Source organism: Mycobacterium sp. pUA109, assembly GCF_041287095.1.
Taxonomy (GTDB): Bacteria; Actinomycetota; Actinomycetes; order Mycobacteriales; family Mycobacteriaceae; genus Mycobacterium.
In genome coordinates, this window is sequence record NZ_JBGGKS010000002.1 from 200,098 (window position 1) to 223,358 (window position 23,261).

The window sequence follows — 23,261 nt, forward strand, 5'->3', positions numbered from 1 at the left end:
CGCGAAACGGATGGCGCCCGCGATATCAGCCGGCCACGCCCGCCACAGCAGCCCCACCCGTACCGAATTTCGGACCATGTAGGTGCGCGCGAAACGGATGGCGCCGGCGATATCACCAGTCGAGCAGGCTGGGCGGCGGGCGTTCGGCCAGCTTCAACGCCACCCAGTAGTTCATCGACACATTTTGATCGGCGGCCTCAACGGCCAGCCGCGCGTGCAGCATCGGCGACGTCCTGACCATGAACTTGCCGCTGAACGGCCGGTCGGTGATGGGCGTCGGCAGTTTCTCGCCGGCCGCCTCCCGTTCGGCGATGACTTCGTCGACGAGTTGCTCGATCCCGGCCATCGCCTCCTGCATCGTCCACGCCCAATGCGTCAGCCGCGGCAATTCCAGGCACAGGCCGACGTATTGGTTGCGCTCGCGGGACCATTCCGCGCGATAGGTGAAGTGGTTCATGCCCGGTAGTAGCGCATGCGCTATCCGTTTCGACAAGCCACATATCCCCAGGATTTGGGGCTGGTGAGGCTGGTAAGGCCGGTGGGGCCTGCGCGGCGGGCGATGCGCGATGCCCCTACCCCCGGGCCATGTCCTCCAGCCGGCGGATCCGGTCGGCGATCGGCGGGTGGGTGGAGAACAGCGACCCGATCCGCTCGCCGGCCCGGAACGGGTTGGCGATCATCAGGTGCGACTGGCTGGCCAACTGCGGCTCCGGCGGCAGCGGCGCGGCCTGCACCCCGGACGAGATCTTGCGCAGCGCCGACGCCAGCGCCAGCGGGTCGCCGGTCAACTCAGCCCCGGACTCGTCGGCCTGATACTCCCGCGACCGCGACACCGCCAGCCGCACCACCGAAGCCGCGATCGGGCCCAGCATCGAAACCAGCAGCATCGCAAAGGGATTCCCGCCCTCACGGTTCCCGCCGAACATGCCGGCGAACATCGCCATGTTGGCCAGCGCGGTGATCACCGACGCCAGCGCACCGGCCACACACGAGATCAGGATGTCGCGGTTGTAGACGTGGGACAGCTCATGGCCCAGCACCGCGCGCAGCTCCCGCTCGTCGAGGATGCCCAGGATCCCGGTGGTGCAGCACACCGCGGCGTTGCGCGGGTTGCGGCCGGTGGCGAACGCGTTGGGGGCGTTGGTGTCGCTGATGTACAGCCGCGGCATCGGCTGGTGGGCGGTGGTGGCCAACTCGCGCACGATCCGGTACATCGCCGGGGCCTGCAGCTCGGTGACCGGCTGGGCGTGCATGGCCCGCAGCGCCAGCTTGTCGCTATTGAAGTAGGTGTAGATGTTCATGCCGACCGCGAACAGCGCGGCCAGGAACAGCGCCGTCCGACCGAACAGGGCGCCGACGAACACGATCAGCGCCGACATCCCGACCAGCAGCGTGAACGTCTTGAACGTGTTGTGATGCGGATGCCAGGTCATCAGCTCCTCCTCCGTGCACCCGATATTGCTGATTCAACGCCCCTCGGAAGCGGTTGGTTCCGCGTGTGCGGCTAGCCGTGCCGGTTGATGGTGTAGTCGACCAGGCTGGCCAGCGCGCGGCGGCCGGGCACGTCGGGCAGCTCGGCCAGCTCGGCGCGGGCCTGCGCGGCGTAGTCGGCCACCGTCTCCTTGGCCTTGACCATGCCGGCAGAGCGGCGCAGCAGCCGCAGCGCCTCGGCCACCGCGTCGTCGTCGTCGATCGGCCCGACCAGCAGCTCCCGCAGCCGGTCGGCGTCGGGCCCGGATTCGGCCAGCGCGTAGAGCACCGGCAGGGTGTGCACGCCCTCGCGCAGGTCGGTGCCGGGCAGCTTGCCGGACTCGTCGGGGTCGGAATCGATGTCGATGATGTCGTCGGAGATCTGAAACGCCGTGCCCACGATGCCGCCCAGCCGGGACAGCCGCTCCACCTGCTCGGCGTTGGCGCCGGAGAAGGTGGCCCCGAACCGGCCCGACGCGCTGATCAGGCAGGCCGTCTTCTCGTACACCACCTTCAGGTAGTGGTCGACGGCCTCCACGCCCTGCGCGGCGCCCCGGGTCTCCCGCATCTGCCCGGTCACCAGCTGGGCGAACGTCTCGGCGATGATCCGCACCGCCTCCGGGCCCAGCCGCGACACCAGCCGCGAGGCCGTCGCGAACAGGTAATCCCCGGCCAGGATCGCAATGTTGTTGCTCCACCGGGCGTTGGCGCTGGGTGCGCCGCGGCGCACCTGGGCCTCGTCCATCACGTCGTCGTGGTACAGCGTCGCCAGGTGCACCAGCTCGATGACCGCGCCGGCCACCGTCACCTGCCAGGCGTCCGGCTCGGGCCCCAGCTGCGCGGACAGCACCGTGAACAGCGGCCGGAACCGTTTCCCGCCGGCCTCGAACAGGTGGGTGACGGCCTCGGTCATCAGCTCGTCGCCGCCGCGCAACTCGGTGTCCATCAGCTGCTCGATGCGCGCCACCCCGTCGCGGACGCTGGCGGCGAACCCGGGATCGCCGAAGTCCACGCCCGCCACCACAGTCGCCGGAGTCCTCACGGCTCCAACATACTGGTGAATGTGAACCCAGAAGCCGACGTGGTGGTGGTGGGCGCCGGACCGGCCGGGTCGGCGGCCGCGGCCTGGGCCGCCCGCGCCGGTCGCGACGTACTGGTGATCGACGCGGCCAGCTTCCCCCGCGACAAGGCCTGCGGCGACGGGCTGACCCCCCGCGCGGTCGACGAGTTGGAGCGGCTGGGGCTGGGTGACTGGCTGGACGCCCACATCCGGCATCGCGGCCTGAAGCTGAGCGGCTTCGGCGGTGAGGTGCAGGTGGATTGGCCCGGCCCGTCGTTCCCGTCGACCGGCAGCGCGGCCCCGCGCGTCGAGCTCGACGAGCGAATCCGCAAGGTGGCCGAGGATTCCGGCGCCCGGATGATGTTGGGCATCAAAGCCGTTGGCGCCCACCACGACTCGTCGGGACGAGTGACCTCGGTGGCGTTGACGGGCGGCGCCGAGGTCCGCTGCCGGACGCTGATCGTGGCCGACGGCGCCCGCTCCCCGCTGGGCCGGGCGCTGGGTCGGGTGTGGCATCAGGACACCGTGTACGGGGTGGCGGCCCGCGGCTATTTGGCCTCGCCGCGGCACGACGAACCGTGGCTAACCTCACACCTGGAGCTGCGCTCCCCCGACGGTGCGGTGCTGCCCGGCTACGGCTGGATCTTCCCGCTGGGCAACGGCCAGGTGAACATCGGCGTCGGCGCGCTGGCCACCGCCAAGCGACCCGCCGACCTGGCGCTGCGCCCGCTGATGAGCTACTACGCCGACCTGCGCCGCGAGGAGTGGGGGTTTGTCGGGGCGCCGCAGGCCCCGTCGAGCGCGCTGCTGCCGATGGGCGGGGCGGTCTCCGGGGTGGCCGGCCCGAACTGGATGCTGATCGGCGACGCCGCGGCCTGCGTGAACCCGCTCAACGGCGAGGGCATCGACTACGGACTGGAGACCGGGCGGCTGGCCGTGGACATGCTCGACACCGGGGACCTGTCGCAGGCCTGGCCGGCGGTGCTGCACCAGCACTACGGTCGCGGCTTTTCGGTGGCGCGCCGGCTGGCGCTGCTGCTGACCTTCCCACGGTTTCTGCCCGCCACCGGCCCGGTGGCGATGCGTTCGGCGACGCTGATGCGGATCGCGGTGCGGGTGATGGCCAACCTGGTCACCGACGAGGACACCGATTGGCTGGCCCGGGCGTGGCGCGGCGGCGGTCGCGCATCGCGACTGGCCGACCGTCGCCCGCCGTTCAGCTGAGGGTTCGCCTGCCGCCTCGCCTGCCGCCTCGCCCGCCGCCCGCCTGCCGCCTCGCCCGCCGCGAAGGTGCGCAGTTGTACGCCGAAACCGCCCAAACTTGGCATTCTGCGCACGCTCGCGGCCAAAGCCCCGCCACGGCGACGGGCCCGGAATAACAACTAGCTTCGATCAGCTCACGGAACGAGCCGTACTGGTCCCGAGACGATTTGATCCGGCCCGCGGTCCAGATTGATCATTAACTTTTTGTTGCGGCGCGGTCCCCAGCTGTGACATGCTGCACACGTCCGGGTCGGGGTGGATCCCCAACCCGGATGGTCGCGACCACGCGATGAGCTACCCCAGAACCGATGACGCCCAAGGGGACCGACGAATGCTAGGACTGCTGGAACGGCTCGGCCGGCTGCTCGCCTACAAAATGTCCATCGCCGAGTTCATCGGGCTCGGACTGATCCTCGGCACCCCGTACCTGATCGTGGGGCTGATCTGGTCGTTAACTCACACCTCGCACCTGCACGACCCGGGCATGCATCTGAGCGACCTGGACGTGGTGATCTCCTTCCTCGGCTCGATCGTGTCGTGGCCGGTGCTGCTGTTCTCCAACGTGTGCATGCAGTGAATCGGTCCAACCAGGTGAGCACCGCAGATAGGCCGCGCAGATGAGCATCGAAGACAAGCCGGTGACCCGGATCGACATCGACACCCCGCCCACCCTGACCGGGCAGCTGACCGAACTCGTCACCGAGCAATTGGCCACCCGGCCCAGCCTGCGCGAGGCCCTGGGCTGGCTCGTCGGCTACCTGAAGAACCACCCGATCACGGCGCTGGGCACCGGCGGCAGCCAAGTGGTGATGGGTATCCGGGCGCTGCAGTACCTGGTCCTCGACTTGGTCACCGGCCGGTTCCTATGGGGGGAGTTCATCGAGCAGACCGCGTTCGTGGCCGGGGCAGCCTTTTTGCCCACGGTGTTCGTGACCATCCCGGTCGGGGTGACGCTGTCGATCCAATTCAGCGTGCTGGCCGGCCAAGTCGGTGCCTCATCGCTGGCCGGTGCGGCCACCGGCCTGGTCATCATCCGCCAGGCCGCCCCGCTGGTCGCGGCGATGCTGCTGGCGGTGGCCGTGGGCTCCGCGGTGACCGCGGACCTGGGCTCGCGGACCATGCGCGAGGAAATCCAGGCCATGGAGGTGATGGGGGTGCTGCCGGTGCGGCGGCTGGTGGTGCCGCGGCTGGCCGCGCTGATCGTGGTCGGCCTGCTGCTGACCGGGATCACCTTCTTCGTCGGCTACGTCGCGAGCTACATCTTCAACGTGTTCCTGCAGAACGGCACCGCGGGTTCGTTCATCGCCACGTTCTCCTCGTTTTCCGATGTCGGCGACATGTGGCTGGCGTTCGCCAAGGCGGCGGTGTTCGGAGTCATCGTCGCCATCGTCAGCTGCCAGAAGGGCCTAGACACCCACGGCGGCCCGGCCGGGGTGGCGAACTCGGTGAATGCGGCGGTGGTGGAATCCATTCTGCTGCTGATGCTGGTCAACGTGTTGATGAGCCAGCTCTACGTGATCCTGTTCCCCCGGCAAACCCTGTAAACCATGACCGCTTCCAGCATGCTTCCCCCACCCGTCCGACCGTTCGTCGACGGAGTCACCGCGAGTTTCCACGGTGTGGCCAAGGTCGGCCACATGCTGTACTTCTTCGGCCGGACCCTGTTCTCCATTCCCCTCATGTTCCGCTACTACCGGCGCGAGATGCTGCGGCTGCTGTCCGACATCTCCTGGGGCAACGGGTCGGTCGTGGTCGGCGGTGGCACCATCGCCGTCGCGGTCGCCCTCGGCGGGATCGCCGGTGCGTTGGTGGCCGTCGAGGGCTACAACGTGTTGAACCTGCTGGGCCTGGGACCGGCGACGGGATTGATCTCGTCGTTCGCCACCACCCGTGAACTGGCGCCGATCATGGTCGGGATGGCGTTCATCGCCCAGGCCGGATGCCGGTTCACCGCGCAGCTGGGCGCCATGCGGATCAACGAGGAGATCGACGCCCTGGAGTCCATGGCGATCAACCCCGTTCCCTTCCTGGTGACCACCCGGGCGGTGGCGTCGGTGATCGCGGTCGTCCCGCTGTTCCTGGTCGCGCTGGGGATCGCGTATTTGGCCTGCCAAGGCTCGGTCGTGTTGGCGTCCGGCCAGTCCAACGGGTCGTATCTGCACTATTTTTCGCTGTTCGTCAACGGCCGCGACGTCATCTACGCCACCTTCAAGGCCACCGTGTTCGTGTTCATCTCGTCGACCATCCAGAGCTACTACGGCTACGTGGCCAGCGGCGGGCCGGCCGGGGTCGGCGTCGCCGCCGGACGCGCGATGCGCACCAGCGTCACCGCCGTCGTGGTGGTGAACATGCTGATGACCATGGCGCTGTGGGGTGTGGAGTCCGGCGCAAGGTTCGGCGGGTAGCGATGGCGAACTCGTTCGATACCGACCCCCGTGGCCCCGCCGACCCACGGCTGTTCATGATGGGCGTCATCTTCATCGTGGTCGCCGTGGCCACCGCCGCGCTGATGGTCGCCAAATCCCAAGGCAAACTGGACAATTTGGTCAACGTCGACATCGAGCTGGTCAATATCGGCGACGGCCTGCCGCCGCGCTCCGACGTGAAGTTCCGCAACCTGCTGGTCGGCTCGGTCGTCGACGTCACCACGTCCACGCATGGGTCACCCAACGTGGTCCACGTGTTCCTCAAACCGGAATACGCCGCGCACATCCCGGCCAGCGTCACCGCGCGGGTGGTCCCGGCCAACCTGTTCGCGGTGTCGGCGGTGCAGCTGGTCGACAACGGCGACGGCTCGGGGCATCTCCGCGAGGGTGCGATCATCCACGAGGACAAGACGTTACCGACGGTGATCTTCCAGAACGTGTTGAACAAGCTGCGCCAGCTGGTCGCCCCGCTGGGCCGCAAGGCCGACGACACCACCGTCGGGCTGATCGCCGCCCTCGGCGAAGCCACCCACGGCCGTGGCAAGGAATTGACCGACACCGGACACAGCCTCAACGAGGTGCTGGCGCGTCTCAACGAGGTGGTGGCCACCGACGACACCGGGCCGAGCACGCTGTCGGCGTTGGCGGCCGCCACCGAAAGCCTGCAGCGGGTCGCACCGGATCTGCTTGACGCGCTGGACCAGTCGATCCAACCGATGAAGACCATCGCCGAGAAGTCCCAGCAGTTGAGCCATCTGCTGACCGGCGGTCTCGGGACGACCGGGACGCTGGCTACCGCGCTGGAGAATCAGTCCGAGCGGATCATCACCATCAGCACCCAAATGACCCCGGTGGTGGGGGTGCTGGCCGATCACGCCGACGAGTTCCACGGCGTGTCGACCAAGCTGGAGGTGTTGGCCAACAAGGTCTACGACATCGCCTGGGATCCCGACATCAAGGTGCTGCGGGGAGGCAAGGCGGCCATCGCGCTGACACCCAGCCGCAGCTACGTGCGCGAGGATTGCCCCCGCTACGGCGATATGGTCGGCCCCAGCTGCTTTACCGCACCGGAGGTGCCGACCGCGCCGGATCTGTTCCCCGGGTTGGCGTCCATGGGGGTTCCCCCCGCACCCGGGATGACCGAGAACCGCCCCAACGTGACGCCACCGCGGCACTCGATGCCCGGCGATCCGCAGGGGCCGCCGATCCCGCCGCCGCCGGGTGTGGAACCGCCGCCGGACGCCCCGCCCCCGCCGCCGCTGCCGGCGCCGGGACCCGCACCCGGGCCGGTGTCGGCGCCCGGGCCGCTGCCGGGTCCGCTGCCCGCCGAGGTGCAGCCGCAGGCGGCGATCGTCGGCGGCAACGTCGGACTGGTCGGCAGCGATCAGGAAAAGACCCAAATCGCCCGCATCGTGGGCAACGCCGATCCCAGCAGCGTGCTGCTGCTGGGGCCGCTGGCGCGCGGCACGACGGTCCACATCACGCCGGTCGCCGAGGAGGGTGGGCGATGAAGATACGCCGCAAATCGGTGGTCGGGATGGCCGTGTTCACCGCGTTCGCGCTCAGCGTGACCTGGATGGTGTACAACACGCTGCGCCGCGACATCGCCGGGCCGACGAACACCTACTCGGCGATTTTCACCGACGCGTCCGGCATGGCGCCCGGTGACGATGTCCGGGTGGCCGGGGTGCGGGTCGGCCGCGTCGACAAGATCGAATTGCTCGGCACCCAAGCCAAAGTGACCTTCCGGGTGCAACGCCGCCAGCCGCTGTACAGCAACACCCTGGCGTCGGTGACCTACCAGAACATCATCGGCCAGCGCTATCTCGCGCTGGCGCAGGGCCCCGGCGACGGCCACACCCTGCTGAAGAACCGCGACCAGATCCCGGTGCAGCGCACCAACCCGTCACTGGACATCTCCTACATGCTCAACGGGTTCGAGCCGCTGTTCGCCGAACTGGATCCCGAACAGGTCGACAACCTCTCCAACGCAACCGTTCTCGCCCTGCAGGGCAACACCACCTCGATGCTGACGGTCATCACCCAGGCGTCGGCGCTGGCTCAGACGTTCGCCGGACCCGACGAGTCCCTCGGCGTGCTGATCACCAACATGAACCAGCTGATGACCGATCTCGCCCAACAGACGGACAACATGCAAAAAATGATCCATCAATCCCGGCAGGCGGTGGCGACGCTCAACGACCGCCGCGACGACCTGGTGACCTCGGTGGGCTCGGTCAACGCGACCATGGGCCGCTTGGCGACCATCGTCGATAACGTCGCCCCGGACCTGACCGACTTCGTCAACCGTCAACCGGGCCTGTTGAACTACGGCATGCACGACGGGCACGATCGGTTCGCCTACATGGCGGCGAACCTGCCGTTCGTGTTGCAGGGCATGGCCCGCGTCGGCCAGGGCGGCAGCTACGTCGACGTCTACGCCTGCGATGTGGATATCTCGCTGTGGCGCGGGTTGTTCTATTGGTTCCGCGCCTTCGTCGCCGCGGCCACCCCCGGCAACGGCAACGAGGTCTGGCACACCCAGGCCTGTAGGTGAGCACCGTGGCGAAAAAGCGTTCCCTGGAGTCCTACAACCGGCCGTGGTTGGGCGTGCTGTCGCTGGTCGTCCTCGGTGCGGTGCTGGTGGCCATCGTCGTGTACTCCAGCCTGGGCGTCGGGAAGACCCGCTACCGCGGCGAATTCGCCCAAGCCGCGCAGGTCCACGGCGGCGACGCGGTGACCGTCGCCGGGGTCAAGGTCGGCGAAGTGGAATTCGTGAAACTCGCCGGCGATCACGTGACGGTGGGCTTCAACGTGCGCCGGGGGCTGCCGCTGGGCGCCGACACCCGGGCGGCCATCAAACTGACCACGATCTTGGGATCGCGCTACCTCGAATTGAGCCCGGCCGGCGCCGGCAGCCTGCAGCACAAAACGATCCCGCTGTCCAACACCCAAGTCCCCTACGACCTGCAGCACACCCTGGCCGGGGCCACCCGCACCCTGGGCCCGGTCAACGCGGACCGCTTCGTGGATTCGATCAAGCTGCTCAACGCCAACCTCGGCGGCGTCGAAGAAGCGCTGCCGGCGGCCCTGGCCAACCTGCAATCGATGGCCACCATCCTCGCCGACCGGCGTGAACAACTCGGCGCCCTGCTCAACACCACCGATACCTTCACCGCCATGCTGCGCAACCAGCGCGCCGACCTGGGGGTGCTGGTCTTGCAGGGGCGGGATGTGCTGCGGGAGATCGCCACCCGGCGTGCCTCGGTGCAGCGGCTGTTCGACAGCGCCACCACCATCGTCGACCGCGCCCGGACGATCCTGGGCGACGAACCCGCCGTCAACCAGATGATCGTCGATTTCCGTGATTTCATGAAGATGACCGCCGACCACGACGCGCTGCTGCGCAGCTTCTTGCAGTCGACTCCGGTCGCGCTGCGCAACTTCGCCAACGCCACCGGCAGCGGTAACGCCGCCGATGTGTTCCTGCCCGCCGGGATCTTCGTCGACTCGTGGATGTGCGCGATCAGTGGGCGCGCCAAGCAGTTCAACCTTGTCGAGTACTTCAAGGACTGCGAATGAAACAGCACATCAAAAAGGCGGTGTGGACCCTGCTGGTGGTCGGCATGGTCGGGCTCATCGCCCTGCTCACGGTCGGTCCGCGACTCATCGAGCGCATCCCGCACTTCTCGCTGCACAAGATCCGGGTGACCGCCCAATTCCAGGACGCTGTCGGGCTGTACACGGGCAACGGGGTTTCGGTGCTGGGCATGGAAGTCGGCAAAGTCACCAGCATCACGCCCAAGGGCGGCTACGTCGAGGTGAAGCTGTCCATCGATGCCGACATCCCCATTCCCGCCGACGCCGAGGCCGTCACGGTGTCCACCTCGGTGCTGACCGACCGCCATGTGGAACTCACCCCGCCCTATCACGGTGGACCCAAGCTGAAGAGCGGCGACGTGTTGACGCTCAACCGGACCCGCACCCCGGTCGAGTTCGAACGGACGCTGGCCATGATGGACAAGCTGGGCAGTGCCCTGCACGCCGATGAGGACGACCAATCCCAGGGGCCGCTCGGCGAATTCGTCAAACTCGGATCGGGGATCACGCTGGGCAACGGTCCCGAGATCAAGGAGACCCTGGACAAGATGTCGGAGGCGTTGCGGGTCGGGTCCGACAAGGGAGCCCACAGCAAAAAGAGCATCCAAGCCATCATCGACAACGTGGCCAACCTCGCCCAGGCGACCACCGACAACGACGCCGCACTGCGGGAATTCGGCTCCTACGTGCACACCCTGTCCGACATCCTCGCCGAGGAGGATCTGGGTGCGGGCAACACCGGGGCGAAGATCAACGCCCTGCTCGCCGAGGCGTCCCGGCTGCTGGAAAACAACCAAGAGGGGCTCAAGGCGTCGTTCACCAACGTGCGGACCGTCGCCGATGTGCTGACCAACAATCAGCGCGACCTGGCGGAGATCCTCGACGTGGGACCACTGTTCGTCGACAACTTCTACAACATCATCGACGCCGGCGCCGGCAGCCTGCGCGCCCACCTGCTGGTCTCCAAGACGATCTTCCATAGCCAGTTCGGAAAGGAAATCTGCAACCTGATGGGGCTCAAGCAACTCGCCTGCGCCACCGGAACAATCGCGGACTACGGCCCCGACTTCGGCTTGACCGCGCTGCTTAACGTGATGCAAGACGGGATCGACCAACCGTGACACGCGCGGGAACCCTGCGCCGCGGTATCCGCGGCGTGCTGGCCACCGCCACGGCGGCCCTGCTGGCCGGCTGCGGGTTGAACCTGGAGAGCGTGGCGCTGCCCGCACCGGGCGGCGGCGGCAGCTTCTACACGCTGTCCGCGGTGTTCTCCGACGCGCTGAACCTGCCGATCAAGGCCAAGGTCCGGCTGTACGGGGCGCAGATCGGCGAAGTCCAATCCATCGAAGCCCAAGACTTCAAGGCGCTGGTGACGTTCAAGGTCCGCGACGACGTCCCGCTGTACGCCGGGAGCACCGCCGAGCTGCGCGCCGCCACCCCGCTGGGCGACATCTTCTTGCAGATCAAACCCGACCCGAACCAGCCGAAGGATGCGGCCCTGCTCCGCAACGGCGACACCTTGCCGCTCACCGCGACCGCGAACGCCCCCACGATCGAGGAGCTGATCGCCTCGATGGCGATGCTGGTCAACGGCGGCACCGTCCGCTATCTGGTCTCGATGCTCAACGGTGCCGGTAAGGCCGTGGGCGGCCGAGGCGAAAAACTCGCGCTGTTGATCAACCAGTCCGGGACGCTGCTGTCGCGGATGAGCGCGCGGTCCGAGCAACTGAATGCGGCACTGCAGCATTCGGCGGCCTTGGCGCAGACCATGTCGGCGCGGCAGGCCACCATCGACGAGTCGCTGACTGACCTGGCGCCGGCGCTGAACGTGATCGCCGACAACACCAACGACCTGACGGAACTGATCGACACCGGCGCGCGCATCACCAACCAGCTGGCCCGCTTCCCCTCGATCGCGGGCACCGACACCCGAAGCCTCAGCGTCGACCTCAACAAGCTGGCCCGGGTGTTCAACGAGATCACCGTCGACCCCGAGCTGTCGTTGACCCCGTTTAACCGGTTCCTGGGCATCATGATGAAAACCTTCAACGGCACCGCGATGCACCTCGAAGGTGAGGTCACCAAGATCACGCTGGCGCCGTGGCCCGACAAGAACTATCCCGGCGATCCCGGCATGCACTGGACCGACGGCACCGACTGGCACCTGATGATCGGCGCGCTGCGCTACGAATGGAACATGCTGCTCTACCAGATCTACGGAGCGCGCCAATGAGACCGCTGCTCGACCTGCTCAACCTCGGTTGCGAATTCCTGATCTGGATCGTCAAGGGCGGCTACCGCCGCCGCATCCTGGTGTCGGGCATCGGTTTGCTGCTCACCACCGCGATCGCCGCGACCTACGTCACCCTGTGGGGGGTCGGCATCAACCCCGCCCAGAAGATGATCTCGGTGCGGGTGGTGTTACCCGAATCCGGTGGGCTGCTGGGGAACCAAGATGTCACCCTGCGCGGCATCCCGATCGGGCACGTCACCGCGGTGCGGCTCACCGAGCGCGGGACCGAGGCGGTGGCCGCCATCCGGGCCGATACCCCCATCCCGCGGGACACCCAGGTGCGGGTGTCGGGACTGTCGGTGGCCGGGGAGCAATACCTCGACTTTCGGCCCGACCACGACCACGGGCCGTATCTGACCAACGGATCGGTCATCGGCCGGGATCAGACCACCGTCCCGGTGTCGCTGCCGCAGATCATCGACGACAGCAAGGGTGCGCTGGCCCAGATCGATGCCGAGAAGCTGACCGCGGTCTTCGGGGAATTGCGGGTCAGCCGGCAAGGACCCCAGAAGCTGTCGTCGCTGTTGGACGGCACGGTGCTGCTGGCGTCCACCCTCGACGGGGTGCTGCCGCAGACCGTCAGCATGCTGCGCAACACCCAGGTCACCTTCACCACGCTCAACGACACCTCCGCGGGTTTGGGCGGCACCTCCGCGGATCTGCAGAAGGTGCTGGCCGGGGTGAACAAGATGGACGGCGGTTTTCGGACCCTGGTCGATCAGGGTGAGGCCGAGCTGGGCCGGGTGGACAGCTTCATCGCCGACAACCGGGAAAACGTCTACGCGCTGCTGGGCAACCTCACCACCGTCGCGCAGGTCATGTACCTGCGGTTGCCGGCGCTGCGGGATCTGTGGCGCCCGGATCACGAGTCGCTGGTCGATCACATCGCCAGCGTGGTGCACGACGGCGGCATCTGGGTGCTCGGTGACCTGTACCCGAGATACCGCTGCGACTACGACCTGCCGCGCCAGCCGCCGTCGGCCGCGGACTTCCCGGCGCCGTATCGGAACACCTACTGCAACAACCCCGACCCGTCGCTGCTGGTGCGCGGTGCCCGCAACGCGCCGCGGCCACCCGGCGACGACACCGCCGGGCCCCCGCCGGGCTCTGACCCGTTGGAGACCCTTGAACCGCCCCCGGTGTATCCGCCGTATTCGCTGCCCACCACCTACGGCGGGCCGCCGCTGCCGGCATGGGTGCCGGAGTAACCGAAAGACAGGCAACCCCATGGCCAAAACACCCGCCACCGACGTATTCGACCGGCTCGCCGAGGACCTCGACGAGGCGGCCGAGCGCACCGAGGTCCCCGCCGCGAGCGAGGACCAGCGCACCGACACCCCCGCCGACGACGCCGCCGAGCCCGCCGACCAGGACGCCGCCGGCCCGGCCGACGCCGGCCAGCGTCCCCGTCGGCGCCGGGCGGTTCTGGTGCTGGTCGCCGGCATTGTCGTGGCGTCCCTGGGGCTGTCGGGGTTTTTGGGGTGGCGCCTGTACCAGGTGCACGCCACCACGGCGGCCGGTGCGGCCGCCCTCGCGGCGGCCAAGAGCTACGCGCTGGTGCTGACCACCTTGGACTCGAAGAGCATCGACGACAACTACGCCCAGGCCATCGACGGCGCCACCGGCGAGTTCAAGGAGGCCTACGGCCTGGGTTCGGCGCAATTGCGGCAGACCCTGATCGACAACAACGCCGCCGGTAAGGGCGTGGTGATCGACGCGGCGGTGAAGTCGGCGACCAAGACCAAGGTGGAGGTTTTGCTGTTCGTCGATCAATCGATCACCAACTCCGTGCGCTCCGAACCCCGCATCGACCGCAACCGGATACAGATGACCATGGAATTGGTGGATGGCCGTTGGCTGGCAAGCAAAGTCGACCTGGTCTGAGCCGGCCACAGAAATTCAGGAGTACCCCGTGACCGCAATCAGTGACGACGTCGACGTGACCGACGAGGTCGACGACGAGGCCGACGCCGCGCCCGTGGCCAGCCGACGGGCCCGGCTGCGCGGTTGGGTGCGGCGGGCCCGCCGCTGGACGGCGATCGTGGCGGCTGCCGCCGTGCTCGCCGCGGCGCTGTTCGAGGGCTGGCTGCTGTTTCAGCAGCACCGCAGCGATGTCGCCGCCCGCGCAGCCCTCGATGCGGCGCGCAGCTATGCGGTGACGTTGACCACCGCGGACCCCGCCACCATCGATCACCAGATCACCGCGATCATCGACAATTCCACCGGCGACTTTCACGACCGGTACACCAAACACAGCGCGGAACTGCGCGGCATGCTGCTCGCCAACAAGGTGACCACCCGCGGCAAGGTCGTCGACTCCGCCGTCAAATCCGTGACCCCGCAGCAGGTCACCGTGCTGCTGTTCGTCAAACAGACGTTCACCAGCGCCGCCCTGCCCGAGTGGCCCGACGGTCAGCCGGGCGATCCGCCACCGGACGTGACGAGCATGGCGGTGACCCTGCAGAAGGTCGATCACCGGTGGCTGGTCAGCAACGTCGTTCCGGCCGAGCAGCTGGGGTGAGCGCCGTGAAACCCGCTGCGTTGCTGACGATGCTGGCCACCGCGACCGCGCTGATGGTGACCGCGCCGGGGGCCGCCGCCTCCGCCGAGCAGTTCTGCGGGGAACTCGGTGCGGCCTGGGACGGTGGCCACTGCACGACGGTGGTGGTCTCCCCCCGCAAGGCGGAGCGGCTCATCTCCTTCGACTTGCCGCCGCTGCTGGACGACCCGACCGCCGGGCCGGTGGTGCGCGACTTTTATCACCGGCTGATGAACGGCTGGCGCAAATCGGGATCCGAGGCGATCCGGGACAGCAGCGCGTCGGCCTATTACGACGTCTATCCCGGCCCCGGGGCGGTGCAGACCCTGGTGGTGCACGAGGATCTCGAACCGTTCGGGATGCAACCCAACAACGCCTACCGGACCTTCGTTTTCGATGGCGCCAAGGGACAGCGGTTGATGCTGGCCGATCTGTTCAAGCCGGGCGTCGATCCCAAGGCGGTGATCCCCGCGGCGGCCGCACCGGTGCTGCCGGCGGCGCTGGACGCCGCCGCTCCCCCACACGCGCCGGGCACCTATCCGTTCACCGTGGAGGAGTTCCAGCCCGGCCCCAACGGTCCCGGCTACACCGGCGACTACCGCGCCTTCGGGCTGGCCCCCGACCAGCTGGTGTTGTACATGCCCGACGCCCCGCTGCTGCGGGAAAACCCCAGTCCCCCCGACCGGTTGGCGTGGTCGATGGACGGTGGAACCGTCACCGCGCGGGTGCCGCTGGCCGCGCTGGCCGGGTCGCTGCGCCCGGAATACGGCGGCACCTAGCCGTGTGCGGGTTAGGGCGGCGAGCAGACGCAAAAGCCCCTTAATCGCCATTGATTTGGGGACTTTTACGTCTGCTCGGCGCGGGGGCTGCATGAGCTTCGGCCAAACCGAACAACGAGACAAGGAGCGGTACCAGATGTCAACCAAGAACTCCCGGCTGGCCCAGCTGTCTGGGCTGAGCCTTGCCGGTGTCGGAGTTGCCCACTTCATCAAGCCACGCGTGTTTGAGCGGATCACCACCTTCACCCATCCGCGGGCCACCCGACGGCACGTGTACCTCAACGGCGGCGTCGAGACGCTGCTGGGGCTGGGGTTCACCCGGCCGCGCAGCCGCCGGCTCGCGACCGTCGGTTTCCTCGGCTATCTGGCCTACGTGCGGCACAACATCCGCAACCGGTGGCGCGACGCCTGAGTTTAGGGGCGCGAGGTCACCGCCCGAGGACGTCGAGATTGCCTGGAGGGTCGTGGTTTTCGCCAATGCACGACCACCGGAGCAATCTCAACGACGCGCGGCGACGGCGTGCTAATCCAGCGGTTTGTGGGCGGCGTGCAGCGCCACGATGCCGCCGGTGAGGTTGCGCCACCGCACCGCCGTCCACCCGCACCGCCCGATCTGGCCGGCCAGCGCCGCCTGGTCGGGCCAGGCCCGAATCGACTCCGCCAGATACACGTAGGCCTCCGGGTTGGACGACACCGCGCGGGCCACCCGCGGCAGCGCCCGCATCAGATACTCCTTGTAGGCGGTGGCGAACAGCGGGTGGGTCGGGGTGGAGAACTCGCACACCACCAGCCGCCCGCCGGGCCGGGTGACCCGCGCCATCTCGGCCAGCGCGGCCTCGTGGTCGACGACGTTGCGCAGCCCGAAGCTGATGGTGACCGCGTCGAACACGGCGTCGCCGAACGGCAGCCGGGTGGCGTCCCCGGCGACCTTGGGCACCTGCCGGGCCCGCCCGGCCGCCAGCATCCCCACCGAAAAATCGGTGGCCACACACCAGGCCCCCGAGCGGGCCAATTCCACCGTCGACACCGCGGTGCCCGCCGCCAGGTCCAGCACCTTTTCCCCGGGCCCGATCCGCAGCGCCGACCGGGTGGCCCGTCGCCAGGAGCGGTCCCGGCCCAGTGACAGCACCGTGTTGGTCACGTCGTAGCGGCGGGCCACGCCGTCGAACATCGAGGCGACCTCGTGGGGGTCCTTGTCCAGGGCGGCGCGGCTCACCCGGCCGACGCTACCCGCCCGCGCCGACGAGCCCGGCGGCGACGTGAGCCGCACCCAACCCGCCCGGATGCCATCCTCGAACCCCTGCTCAGATCGGCTGGCGCCAGACGCCATGGAATGCCAGGTCATGGATGGTCAGCGCCGGTCTGGTTAGCCCACATCGAGACAGAATCATCATTAACTTATGCTTGCGGAGGTGCCGCCAAATGTGACATGCTGCACATATCCGACCGAGGGGTCGGTCAGGTCGTCAGCTCCGGAGGGGACACGTTGACACGCAGCACGCCCGTGAGCCCGCCCCGCCGACGCCAGGAGGTGCGCCGGTGATGGCGTTGGTGCGGATCATCGACCTGGTGGTCCGCGTGATCAGATACCTGGCCACCCCCGAGGCCCGGTTTTTGCGGGCCGGTCTGGTGACCGTGGCGGTCTGCGGCGCGCTGATCGGCGCGGCCGGCGTCATCTGGCTACTAGCCCAATTGCCGGCACTGCTCGCCGGGCCCGTACCCGCCGGGCAATAGCCGCCCAAACCCAGCCGAAAGGAACGCTGCATGTCGACTCCGCACTGGGCCCCGGACGCCGAGGCGCCGTCCCGGTTGACCACCGCGCAGACCCGCATCCAGATCGGGACCTACACCCGCCGGTGGAACACCGAAGAACTCGTCGACCCCACCGACGCGCTCGATTTCTGGACGGCCGCGGCGTCGGCCGCCAACGTCATCATGCAGATGGCGAACCCGGGGGTCGGCTACGGCGTGGTGGAAAGCCGGGTGGAATCCGGTGCGCTGATGGAGCACCCGTGGAAGCGGTTGCGCACCACGGCGCAGTATCTCGCGGTCGCGGTGCTGGGCACCGAAGAAGAGCGCGCGGCCTACCGCGAGGCGGTCAACGTCGTGCACCGCCAGGTCCGCTCCACCAGCGAGAGCCCGGTGAAATACAACGCCTTTGACCGCGATCTGCAGCTGTGGGTGGCGGCCTGCCTGTTCATCTTCTACGAGGACACCTATCAGCTGCTGCACGGCAGGATGACCGAGGAGCAGGCGGAGAACTTCTATCAGCACGCCCGGCCGATCGGCACCACCCTGCAGGTCACCGATAAGGACTGGCCGGCCACCCGCGCCGAATTCGATGTCTACTGGAACACCCAGTGCGCGCACCTGCGCATCGACGAGCCGATCCGCGAATACGCCTTCAAGCTGATCAACCTGAAAATGATCACCCCGATCCTGCGTATCATCCTGGCGCCGCTGCTGCGGTTCTTGACCGTCGGATTCTTGGCCCCGCACTTTCGGGAGATGTTGGGCGTCAGCTGGAGCGAGACCGAGCAGCGCCAGTTCGAGAACCTGTTTTTGTTCGTGTCATTCGTCAATCGGTTCCTGCCACGCTTCCTGCGCACCTACAACTACACCGTGTTGATGACCGATATCCGTCGACGGATCCGCCGGCACAAGGCGCTGGTCTAGGAATGGTGGTACGCAACGGGGCCGACCTCGGCCCCGACAGTATGCTGTGGCGTTACCTGGGGGATCGGCGCTACCTGTTCACCCTGCCCCGCGCGGTGTGCCTGCAGCTGCTGCACCCCAGCATCGCCGCGGGCATCAGCCAGCACGCGTTGATGCGCGAACGGATCTGGCAGCACAAGAAGCGCACCGTCACCCAGGCGGTCACCATCGCCTACAGCAGCATCGACATGGCGCCGCAAATGCGCTTCTCCCACGAACACGTCAAGGGCCGCGACGGCTTCGGCAACAAATACCACGCGCTGACCCCCGACATCTTCCACTTCCAGCACGCCACCTACGTGGAATGCCTGTTCGTGCTGGTGAATACGTTCATCAAGAAGCTCGACCCCGAGGAACACGAACAGCTCTACGCCGAATGCTGCAGTTGGTATCGGCGCTACGGCATCTCCACCCGGCCGATGCCGGGCAGCTACCCGGAGTTCGTCGAGTACTTCGAGGATTTCACCCGCGCGGAGTTGCGGGCCGGTAAGCACTTCGAGCCGTTTCGCGCGGAGATCTTCCACCCGTCGAGCTGGTGGCAGAAAACGGTGCCGCACCGCGCCATCCGCGCCCTGCAGCATCCGCGGGCCCAAGAACTCACCGGGGTGACGGCCAGCGCGGCGGACCGCCGGGCACTGTGGCGGTTCGTGCAGCTGGCCCGCACCTCCCACCTGGCACCGCGGCACATCTGGAATGCCCGCGCGCGCATCGCGTTAAGCGCGGCAAGTTAGCACTAGAGCGAAGCGGGTGCATTGATGACAGAGCCTGGGTTCATCACCGTGACGATTCAGAATCCCAGTGGGGGACGCCTCGACGTCAGCGCCCAGCGCACCCCGTGTTCGCAATTGGTTCTGGCGCCGTCGGTGCGCACCACCCCGTCGGGGAACCCGGTGTTCGACGGCGGCTTCACCCTGGTGCATACCCCGACCGGGCGGCGGGTAGCCGCTTCCGGGGACCCGGCGTCGTTGCTTGGGCTGGCGCGACGGCTGGCATGGTTTGACGGGGATCTCGATGTGCTCGCGGATTCCGACAACGCCGGCATTCGCGACAGCGTGGAAGAGATTGTGCGGCAATGGCGCATCGATGAGGCCGTGGCCGAAATGTGGAAAGGACCGCGTGATCGATCAACTATCCGCGCTAGCGACACGCGCTCCCAAGGTAACGCTCGCGGTCGCGGCCGTCGTGTTCGTGCTCTGCGGTCTTAGCGCCACGCAGCTGGTGGATCGGCTGTCGCTGGGGGGCGCGATCAACCCGGAAGCCGAATCGTCGCGCGCTAACGCGGTTCTGGCCAGCGATTTCGGCGTGTCGGGGATGCAGTTGATCTTTGCGGTCGAATCCGACGACGGTGTCGGCGGGGCACCGGCCGAGCGCCGGGCAAGGCCGATCATCGAGGGGCTGCGCTCGGATAGCCGGGTGCGCACGGTGGTGTCGGCCTGGACCGACCCGCAGCTGCGGGCGCGGTTGAGCGACCGCGACGGCCGGGTCGGTTTGATCGTGGCCAACTTGATCGGCGACGACAACCAGGCACAGAAAGTCGCCGCCGATCTGTCCGCACGCTATGTCGGTACCACCGACGGGGTCACCGTCACCGCGGGCGGCCAAGCGATGCTGCTCAGCGAGATCAACACCCGCGCACCCCGCGATGTAGCGCTGGTCGAGCCGATCGCCATGGCGGTGACGTTCCTACTGCTGGTGTGGTTTTTGCGCAGCACGCTGGCAGCGATGATCCCGGTTCTGGTCGGCGGCTTAGCGATCGCCGCGACGACGGCCGTGTTGTTCGCCCTGAGCCTCGTGATGGATCTGTCGGTGTTCGCACTCAACATCGCGACCATGCTCGGACTGGCGTTGGCGATCGACTACTCGCTGCTGATTATCGCCCGCTACCGCGAGGAGATCGCCCAAGGAACCGACCAGTCAACGGCCATCGCGGTGGCCATGCGCACCGGGGGCCGCGCGGTGCTGTTCTCCGGCCTGACGGTCGCGATCTCGATGATCGGGATGACGTTCTTTCCGATGGTGTTCCTGCGTTCCCTCGGCTACGCGGGGATCGCGGTGGTCGTGCTGTCGATCCTGCTGACCCTGATCTGCGTGCCCGCGCTGCTCGCGGTCTTCGGTGCGCGGATCAACCGCAAACCGTTACGGGAGGCCGCCGCACCAGAATCCCGGCCGCTGTACCGCGTGGCGACCCTGGTGCAGCGACACCCCGCGCTGGTCGGGCTATCCGTGCTGGCCGTTCTGCTGGTGCTGGGAGTTCCGTTCCTCGGTGTGCGGCTCGGGCTCCCCGACGACCGGGTGCTGCCGGCGTCGGTGCAGTCGCGGCAGGTGGGTGACATGATTCGCCAGCGGTTCGCCGACAACCCCACCGGGACCGTGCCGATCGTGCTCCAACACGTCGGGACCGCCGATCAGTGGACCGTCGGCAACTATGCCAAACAACTGTCACGGGTGGCCGAGGTGGATCTGGTGGTGGCCCCGACCGGGAGCTACGCGCGCGGGCATGCGCGCGGCCCCGGGGACCCGCGCTTCACCGCGGCCGACACGATGCGGCTGCAGGTCTTTACGCATCTGGATTCCTACTCCACCGCCGGTCAACGACTGCTCACCGAGCTGCGCGCCGTCCCCGCACCCGCACCCACGCTATTTAGCGGCCTGGCACAACAGAACCGGGACACCGCGCAAGGCATCGCGACCGCGTTTCCGAAGACGCTTGCCTGGATCGCGGCGACCACGTTGGTGCTGCTGCTCCTGCTCACCGGCAGTGTGGTGCTTCCACTCAAAGCGCTGCTGATGAACACACTTTCGCTCACCACGACATTCGGCGCGTTGGTCTGGATCTTCCAAGACGGGCATCTCGGCGGGCTGGGGACCAGCGGCGCGGGCTACACCGTCGCCTACGTGCCGGTGCTGTTATTCTGCTTCGCCTTCGGCCTGTCCATGGACTACGAGGTTTTCCTGCTGTCCCGGTTCGCCGAGGAATGGGAACACTCCGGGCGCACCCGCGCGGACAATGACCGCGCCGTCGCCCTCGGGCTCGCCCGCTCCGGTCCGGTGGTGACGGCGGCGGCGGTGCTGATGGCGGTGGTGTTCGCCGGAGTGGCGGCCAGCAGCATCTTGATGTTGAGGATGCTCGGCCTCGGGATGATGATGGCCGTCCTCGTCGACGCCACCGTGATCAGGACCCTGCTCGTGCCCGCATTCATGCGCGTGGCGGGCACCTGGAACTGGTGGACACCCCGATGGTTCCGTCCCGCGCTGGCGAAAGTCCAGGTACGCCATTGAACCTCACCTTCTCACCGGGCGGCCGCCGCAAGTCGACGAGCCTCCCGGCCTGACCCCCGAAGTACGAAAGGTAGATCCCCCGATGCCCCTGTTCAACCCCAAGACCGACACCTTCGACGAGTTCGACCCGAAGACCCGCGAACTCCTCACCGCGACCGTCGACTTCTTTGAGACGAAAGGCAAGGAAAAGCTGGTCGCCGACGGCTATTCCGACCGCTGGTACGACGACTGGATGCAGTTTCTGGCCGACTCCCGGGTGCTCGCCTACCTCGCGACGCCGACCGCCCATGCCGATGGCGATCCCGACAAGCGCTGGGATACCGCGCGGATCGCGAAGTTCAACGAGATCACCGGCTTCTACGGGTCCGCGTACTGGTACGCGTGGGGGGTTTCCACTCTCGGGCTGGTGATCATCTACTCCAGCGACAACGCAGTGGCGCACAAGCGGGCCGCCGCCGAGCTGGATCGTGGCGGCATCATCGGCTTCGGCCTATCCGAGCGCGACCACGGCGCCGACATCTACGCCACCGACATGCTGCTCACCCCGGACGGCAAGGGTGGCTTCACCGCGACCGGTGGCAAGTACTACATCGGCAACGGCAACGTCTCGCGCATCATCCCCACCCTGGCCCGTCGCACGGACCTCGACGGTCCGGACGCGTACGTCTGGTTCATCGCCGACAGCCAACACCCGAACTACCGGCTACGCAAGAACGTCATCCACGGACAGAACTTCGTCAGCGCCTTTGACCTCGAGGACTACCCGGTCGCCGCCGACGACGTGCTGCACACCGGCCCGCGGTGCTTCGATGTCGCACTGGCCGCGGTCAACTGCGGCAAGTTCAACATCGGCATGGTGGCGGCCGGCATTGCCCAACACTGCTTCTACGAGACCATCAACCAAGCCAGCACCAAAATCCTTTTCGGACACCCGGTCACCGAGTTCGGCCAGGTCCGCCGAATCCTCACCGACAGCTACCTCCGGTTGACCGCGGCACGGCTCTACCACCACCGGGCGATCGACTACATGCGCAGCGGCACACCCGACGATCGCCGTTTCGTCATGTTCAACTCGATCGCGAAGATGAAGGTCAGCCGGGAAGCCGAGCGGGTGGTGACCGAGTTGCTCGACGTCATCTCCGCCCGCGGCTTCGAACGCGACAGTTACTTCGACGGCGCCCGGTCGATCATCGCGTCCATGCCACGGCTGGAGGGCACCGCCCACGTGAATATGGCGCTCACGCTGAAGTTCATGCCGAGCTACCTGCTCAACCCCGGCCAGGTGCCGCCGGTCCCGGTCCGCCGCGACACCGCCAGCGACGACGCCCTGTTCAACCAGCCGCCCGCCCAAGGGCTCGGCAAGGTGCAGTTCGCCGACTGGCGGCCGGCCTATCAACAATTTGTGCACCTGCCCAACGTCGCCGCCTTCGTCGAGCAAGCCGAGGCACTCGGTCGGCTCGCCACGCAGGCGCCGCCCACCGAACAGCAACTGACCGACCTCGACTACCTGCTGGCCGTCGGCGACCTGTTCACCCTGATTCCCTACGGCCAGCTCATTGTTGAGCAGGCCAGGATCGAGGGCACGTCCAGCGACATTCTCGATTCGATCTTCGAGGTGCTGGTCCGCGACTTCTCCGCGTTCGCCCTCGAGCTGCACTCGAAAGCATCCTCGACGCCGGCGCAGCAGGATTGGGCACTGTCGGTGATCCGGAAGCCGGTGATCGACGCGGAGCGCTCCACCTGGGTGTACCACCAGGTCTGTGCGCATGCCGGCGAGTATCAGATGAACCCGTAGCGATCGACGCCGCGATCGCCAGCGGCGCCGCCCGGCGCCCGC

Annotated in this window: 24 protein-coding genes; 20 read left to right on the top strand and 4 right to left on the bottom strand. The window is 67.6% G+C overall.

The window, feature by feature from the left end; translation table 11 throughout:
- Nucleotides 1-112 precede the first annotated feature (112 nt).
- The 3 genes from ACAG26_RS03125 to grcC1 form a co-directional block, all read right to left on the bottom strand.
- Nucleotides 113-457 (bottom strand): type II toxin-antitoxin system HicB family antitoxin, encoded by a 345-nt coding sequence (locus ACAG26_RS03125; protein ID WP_370479216.1) that lies wholly within the window; start codon nucleotides 455-457, stop codon nucleotides 113-115.
- A 115-nt stretch (nucleotides 458-572) separates the two neighbouring features.
- Nucleotides 573-1,433 (bottom strand): zinc metalloprotease HtpX, encoded by an 861-nt coding sequence (gene htpX / locus ACAG26_RS03130; RefSeq protein ID WP_370479218.1) that lies wholly within the window; start codon nucleotides 1,431-1,433, stop codon nucleotides 573-575.
- Between the two features lie 71 nt (nucleotides 1,434-1,504).
- Nucleotides 1,505-2,512 (bottom strand): nonaprenyl/(2E,6E)-farnesyl/geranylgeranyl diphosphat synthase, encoded by a 1,008-nt coding sequence (grcC1, locus tag ACAG26_RS03135; protein ID WP_370479220.1) that lies wholly within the window; start codon nucleotides 2,510-2,512, stop codon nucleotides 1,505-1,507.
- A 15-nt stretch (nucleotides 2,513-2,527) separates the two neighbouring features.
- Here grcC1 and menJ point away from each other — a divergent pair, with 15 nt between their 5' ends.
- The 14 genes from menJ (at nucleotide 2,528) to ACAG26_RS03205 (ending at nucleotide 15,842) form a co-directional block, all read left to right on the top strand.
- The gene (menJ, locus tag ACAG26_RS03140) at nucleotides 2,528-3,754 is read left to right on the top strand and encodes a menaquinone reductase (RefSeq protein ID WP_370479226.1); all 1,227 of its coding nucleotides are present in this window, start codon (nucleotides 2,528-2,530) and stop codon (nucleotides 3,752-3,754) included.
- Nucleotides 3,755-4,124: 370 nt separating this feature from the next.
- Nucleotides 4,125-4,370, top strand: coding sequence for a hypothetical protein (locus ACAG26_RS03145; protein WP_370479230.1), 246 nt, complete (start codon nucleotides 4,125-4,127; stop codon nucleotides 4,368-4,370).
- Nucleotides 4,371-4,410: 40 nt separating this feature from the next.
- Nucleotides 4,411-5,337 (top strand): MlaE family ABC transporter permease, encoded by a 927-nt coding sequence (locus ACAG26_RS03150; protein WP_370479233.1) that lies wholly within the window; start codon nucleotides 4,411-4,413, stop codon nucleotides 5,335-5,337.
- A gap of 3 nt (nucleotides 5,338-5,340) precedes the next feature.
- Nucleotides 5,341-6,198 (top strand): ABC transporter permease, encoded by an 858-nt coding sequence (locus ACAG26_RS03155; protein WP_370479235.1) that lies wholly within the window; start codon nucleotides 5,341-5,343, stop codon nucleotides 6,196-6,198.
- Between the two features lie 2 nt (nucleotides 6,199-6,200).
- The gene (locus ACAG26_RS03160) at nucleotides 6,201-7,730 is read left to right on the top strand and encodes an MlaD family protein (protein WP_370479238.1); all 1,530 of its coding nucleotides are present in this window, start codon (nucleotides 6,201-6,203) and stop codon (nucleotides 7,728-7,730) included.
- On the top strand, nucleotides 7,727-8,776 hold the full coding sequence (locus tag ACAG26_RS03165) for an MlaD family protein (protein WP_370479240.1): 1,050 nt from the start codon (nucleotides 7,727-7,729) through the stop codon (nucleotides 8,774-8,776). Before ACAG26_RS03160 ends, ACAG26_RS03165 begins: the two co-directional genes overlap by 4 nt.
- 5 nt (nucleotides 8,777-8,781) lie before the next feature.
- Nucleotides 8,782-9,801 (top strand): MCE family protein, encoded by a 1,020-nt coding sequence (locus tag ACAG26_RS03170; RefSeq protein ID WP_370479242.1) that lies wholly within the window; start codon nucleotides 8,782-8,784, stop codon nucleotides 9,799-9,801.
- Nucleotides 9,798-10,940 (top strand): MlaD family protein, encoded by a 1,143-nt coding sequence (locus tag ACAG26_RS03175; protein ID WP_370479244.1) that lies wholly within the window; start codon nucleotides 9,798-9,800, stop codon nucleotides 10,938-10,940. The genes ACAG26_RS03170 and ACAG26_RS03175 overlap by 4 nt, the downstream gene beginning before the upstream one ends.
- Nucleotides 10,937-12,052, top strand: a complete 1,116-nt coding sequence (locus tag ACAG26_RS03180; RefSeq protein WP_370479246.1) for an MlaD family protein — start codon at nucleotides 10,937-10,939, stop codon at nucleotides 12,050-12,052. Before ACAG26_RS03175 ends, ACAG26_RS03180 begins: the two co-directional genes overlap by 4 nt.
- Complete coding sequence (locus ACAG26_RS03185; protein WP_370479248.1) at nucleotides 12,049-13,320, top strand: MlaD family protein; 1,272 nt, start codon at nucleotides 12,049-12,051, stop codon at nucleotides 13,318-13,320. Before ACAG26_RS03180 ends, ACAG26_RS03185 begins: the two co-directional genes overlap by 4 nt.
- A gap of 19 nt (nucleotides 13,321-13,339) precedes the next feature.
- Nucleotides 13,340-13,996, top strand: a complete 657-nt coding sequence (locus ACAG26_RS03190; RefSeq protein ID WP_370479250.1) for an Mce protein — start codon at nucleotides 13,340-13,342, stop codon at nucleotides 13,994-13,996.
- 28 nt (nucleotides 13,997-14,024) lie between these two features.
- Nucleotides 14,025-14,633 (top strand): Mce protein, encoded by a 609-nt coding sequence (locus tag ACAG26_RS03195; RefSeq protein WP_370479252.1) that lies wholly within the window; start codon nucleotides 14,025-14,027, stop codon nucleotides 14,631-14,633.
- Nucleotides 14,630-15,430: a mannan-binding protein gene (locus ACAG26_RS03200; protein ID WP_370479254.1), complete on the top strand. Its 801-nt coding sequence runs from the start codon at nucleotides 14,630-14,632 to the stop codon at nucleotides 15,428-15,430. Before ACAG26_RS03195 ends, ACAG26_RS03200 begins: the two co-directional genes overlap by 4 nt.
- A gap of 136 nt (nucleotides 15,431-15,566) precedes the next feature.
- Nucleotides 15,567-15,842: a hypothetical protein gene (locus ACAG26_RS03205; protein WP_370479256.1), complete on the top strand. Its 276-nt coding sequence runs from the start codon at nucleotides 15,567-15,569 to the stop codon at nucleotides 15,840-15,842.
- A gap of 111 nt (nucleotides 15,843-15,953) precedes the next feature.
- Here ACAG26_RS03205 and ACAG26_RS03210 read toward each other — a convergent pair whose 3' ends face one another.
- Nucleotides 15,954-16,646, bottom strand: coding sequence for a demethylmenaquinone methyltransferase (locus tag ACAG26_RS03210; RefSeq protein ID WP_370479628.1), 693 nt, complete (start codon nucleotides 16,644-16,646; stop codon nucleotides 15,954-15,956).
- Nucleotides 16,647-16,972: 326 nt separating this feature from the next.
- Between ACAG26_RS03210 and ACAG26_RS03215 the strand changes: the two genes are divergently transcribed.
- The 6 genes from ACAG26_RS03215 to ACAG26_RS03240 all read left to right on the top strand — a co-directional run bounded on the left by ACAG26_RS03215 (nucleotide 16,973) and on the right by ACAG26_RS03240 (nucleotide 23,219).
- On the top strand, nucleotides 16,973-17,164 hold the full coding sequence (locus ACAG26_RS03215; protein ID WP_370479258.1) for a hypothetical protein: 192 nt from the start codon (nucleotides 16,973-16,975) through the stop codon (nucleotides 17,162-17,164).
- A gap of 30 nt (nucleotides 17,165-17,194) precedes the next feature.
- Complete coding sequence (locus ACAG26_RS03220) at nucleotides 17,195-18,106, top strand: oxygenase MpaB family protein (protein ID WP_370479260.1); 912 nt, start codon at nucleotides 17,195-17,197, stop codon at nucleotides 18,104-18,106.
- 2 nt (nucleotides 18,107-18,108) lie between these two features.
- The gene (locus tag ACAG26_RS03225; RefSeq protein ID WP_370479262.1) at nucleotides 18,109-18,876 is read left to right on the top strand and encodes an oxygenase MpaB family protein; all 768 of its coding nucleotides are present in this window, start codon (nucleotides 18,109-18,111) and stop codon (nucleotides 18,874-18,876) included.
- A gap of 24 nt (nucleotides 18,877-18,900) precedes the next feature.
- Nucleotides 18,901-19,350, top strand: coding sequence for a hypothetical protein (locus ACAG26_RS03230; RefSeq protein ID WP_370479264.1), 450 nt, complete (start codon nucleotides 18,901-18,903; stop codon nucleotides 19,348-19,350).
- 13 nt (nucleotides 19,351-19,363) lie between these two features.
- Nucleotides 19,364-21,424, top strand: coding sequence for an MMPL family transporter (locus tag ACAG26_RS03235; RefSeq protein WP_370479267.1), 2,061 nt, complete (start codon nucleotides 19,364-19,366; stop codon nucleotides 21,422-21,424).
- 82 nt (nucleotides 21,425-21,506) lie between these two features.
- Nucleotides 21,507-23,219, top strand: coding sequence for an acyl-CoA dehydrogenase family protein (locus tag ACAG26_RS03240; RefSeq protein WP_370479268.1), 1,713 nt, complete (start codon nucleotides 21,507-21,509; stop codon nucleotides 23,217-23,219).
- Nucleotides 23,220-23,261: the final 42 nt, after the last annotated feature.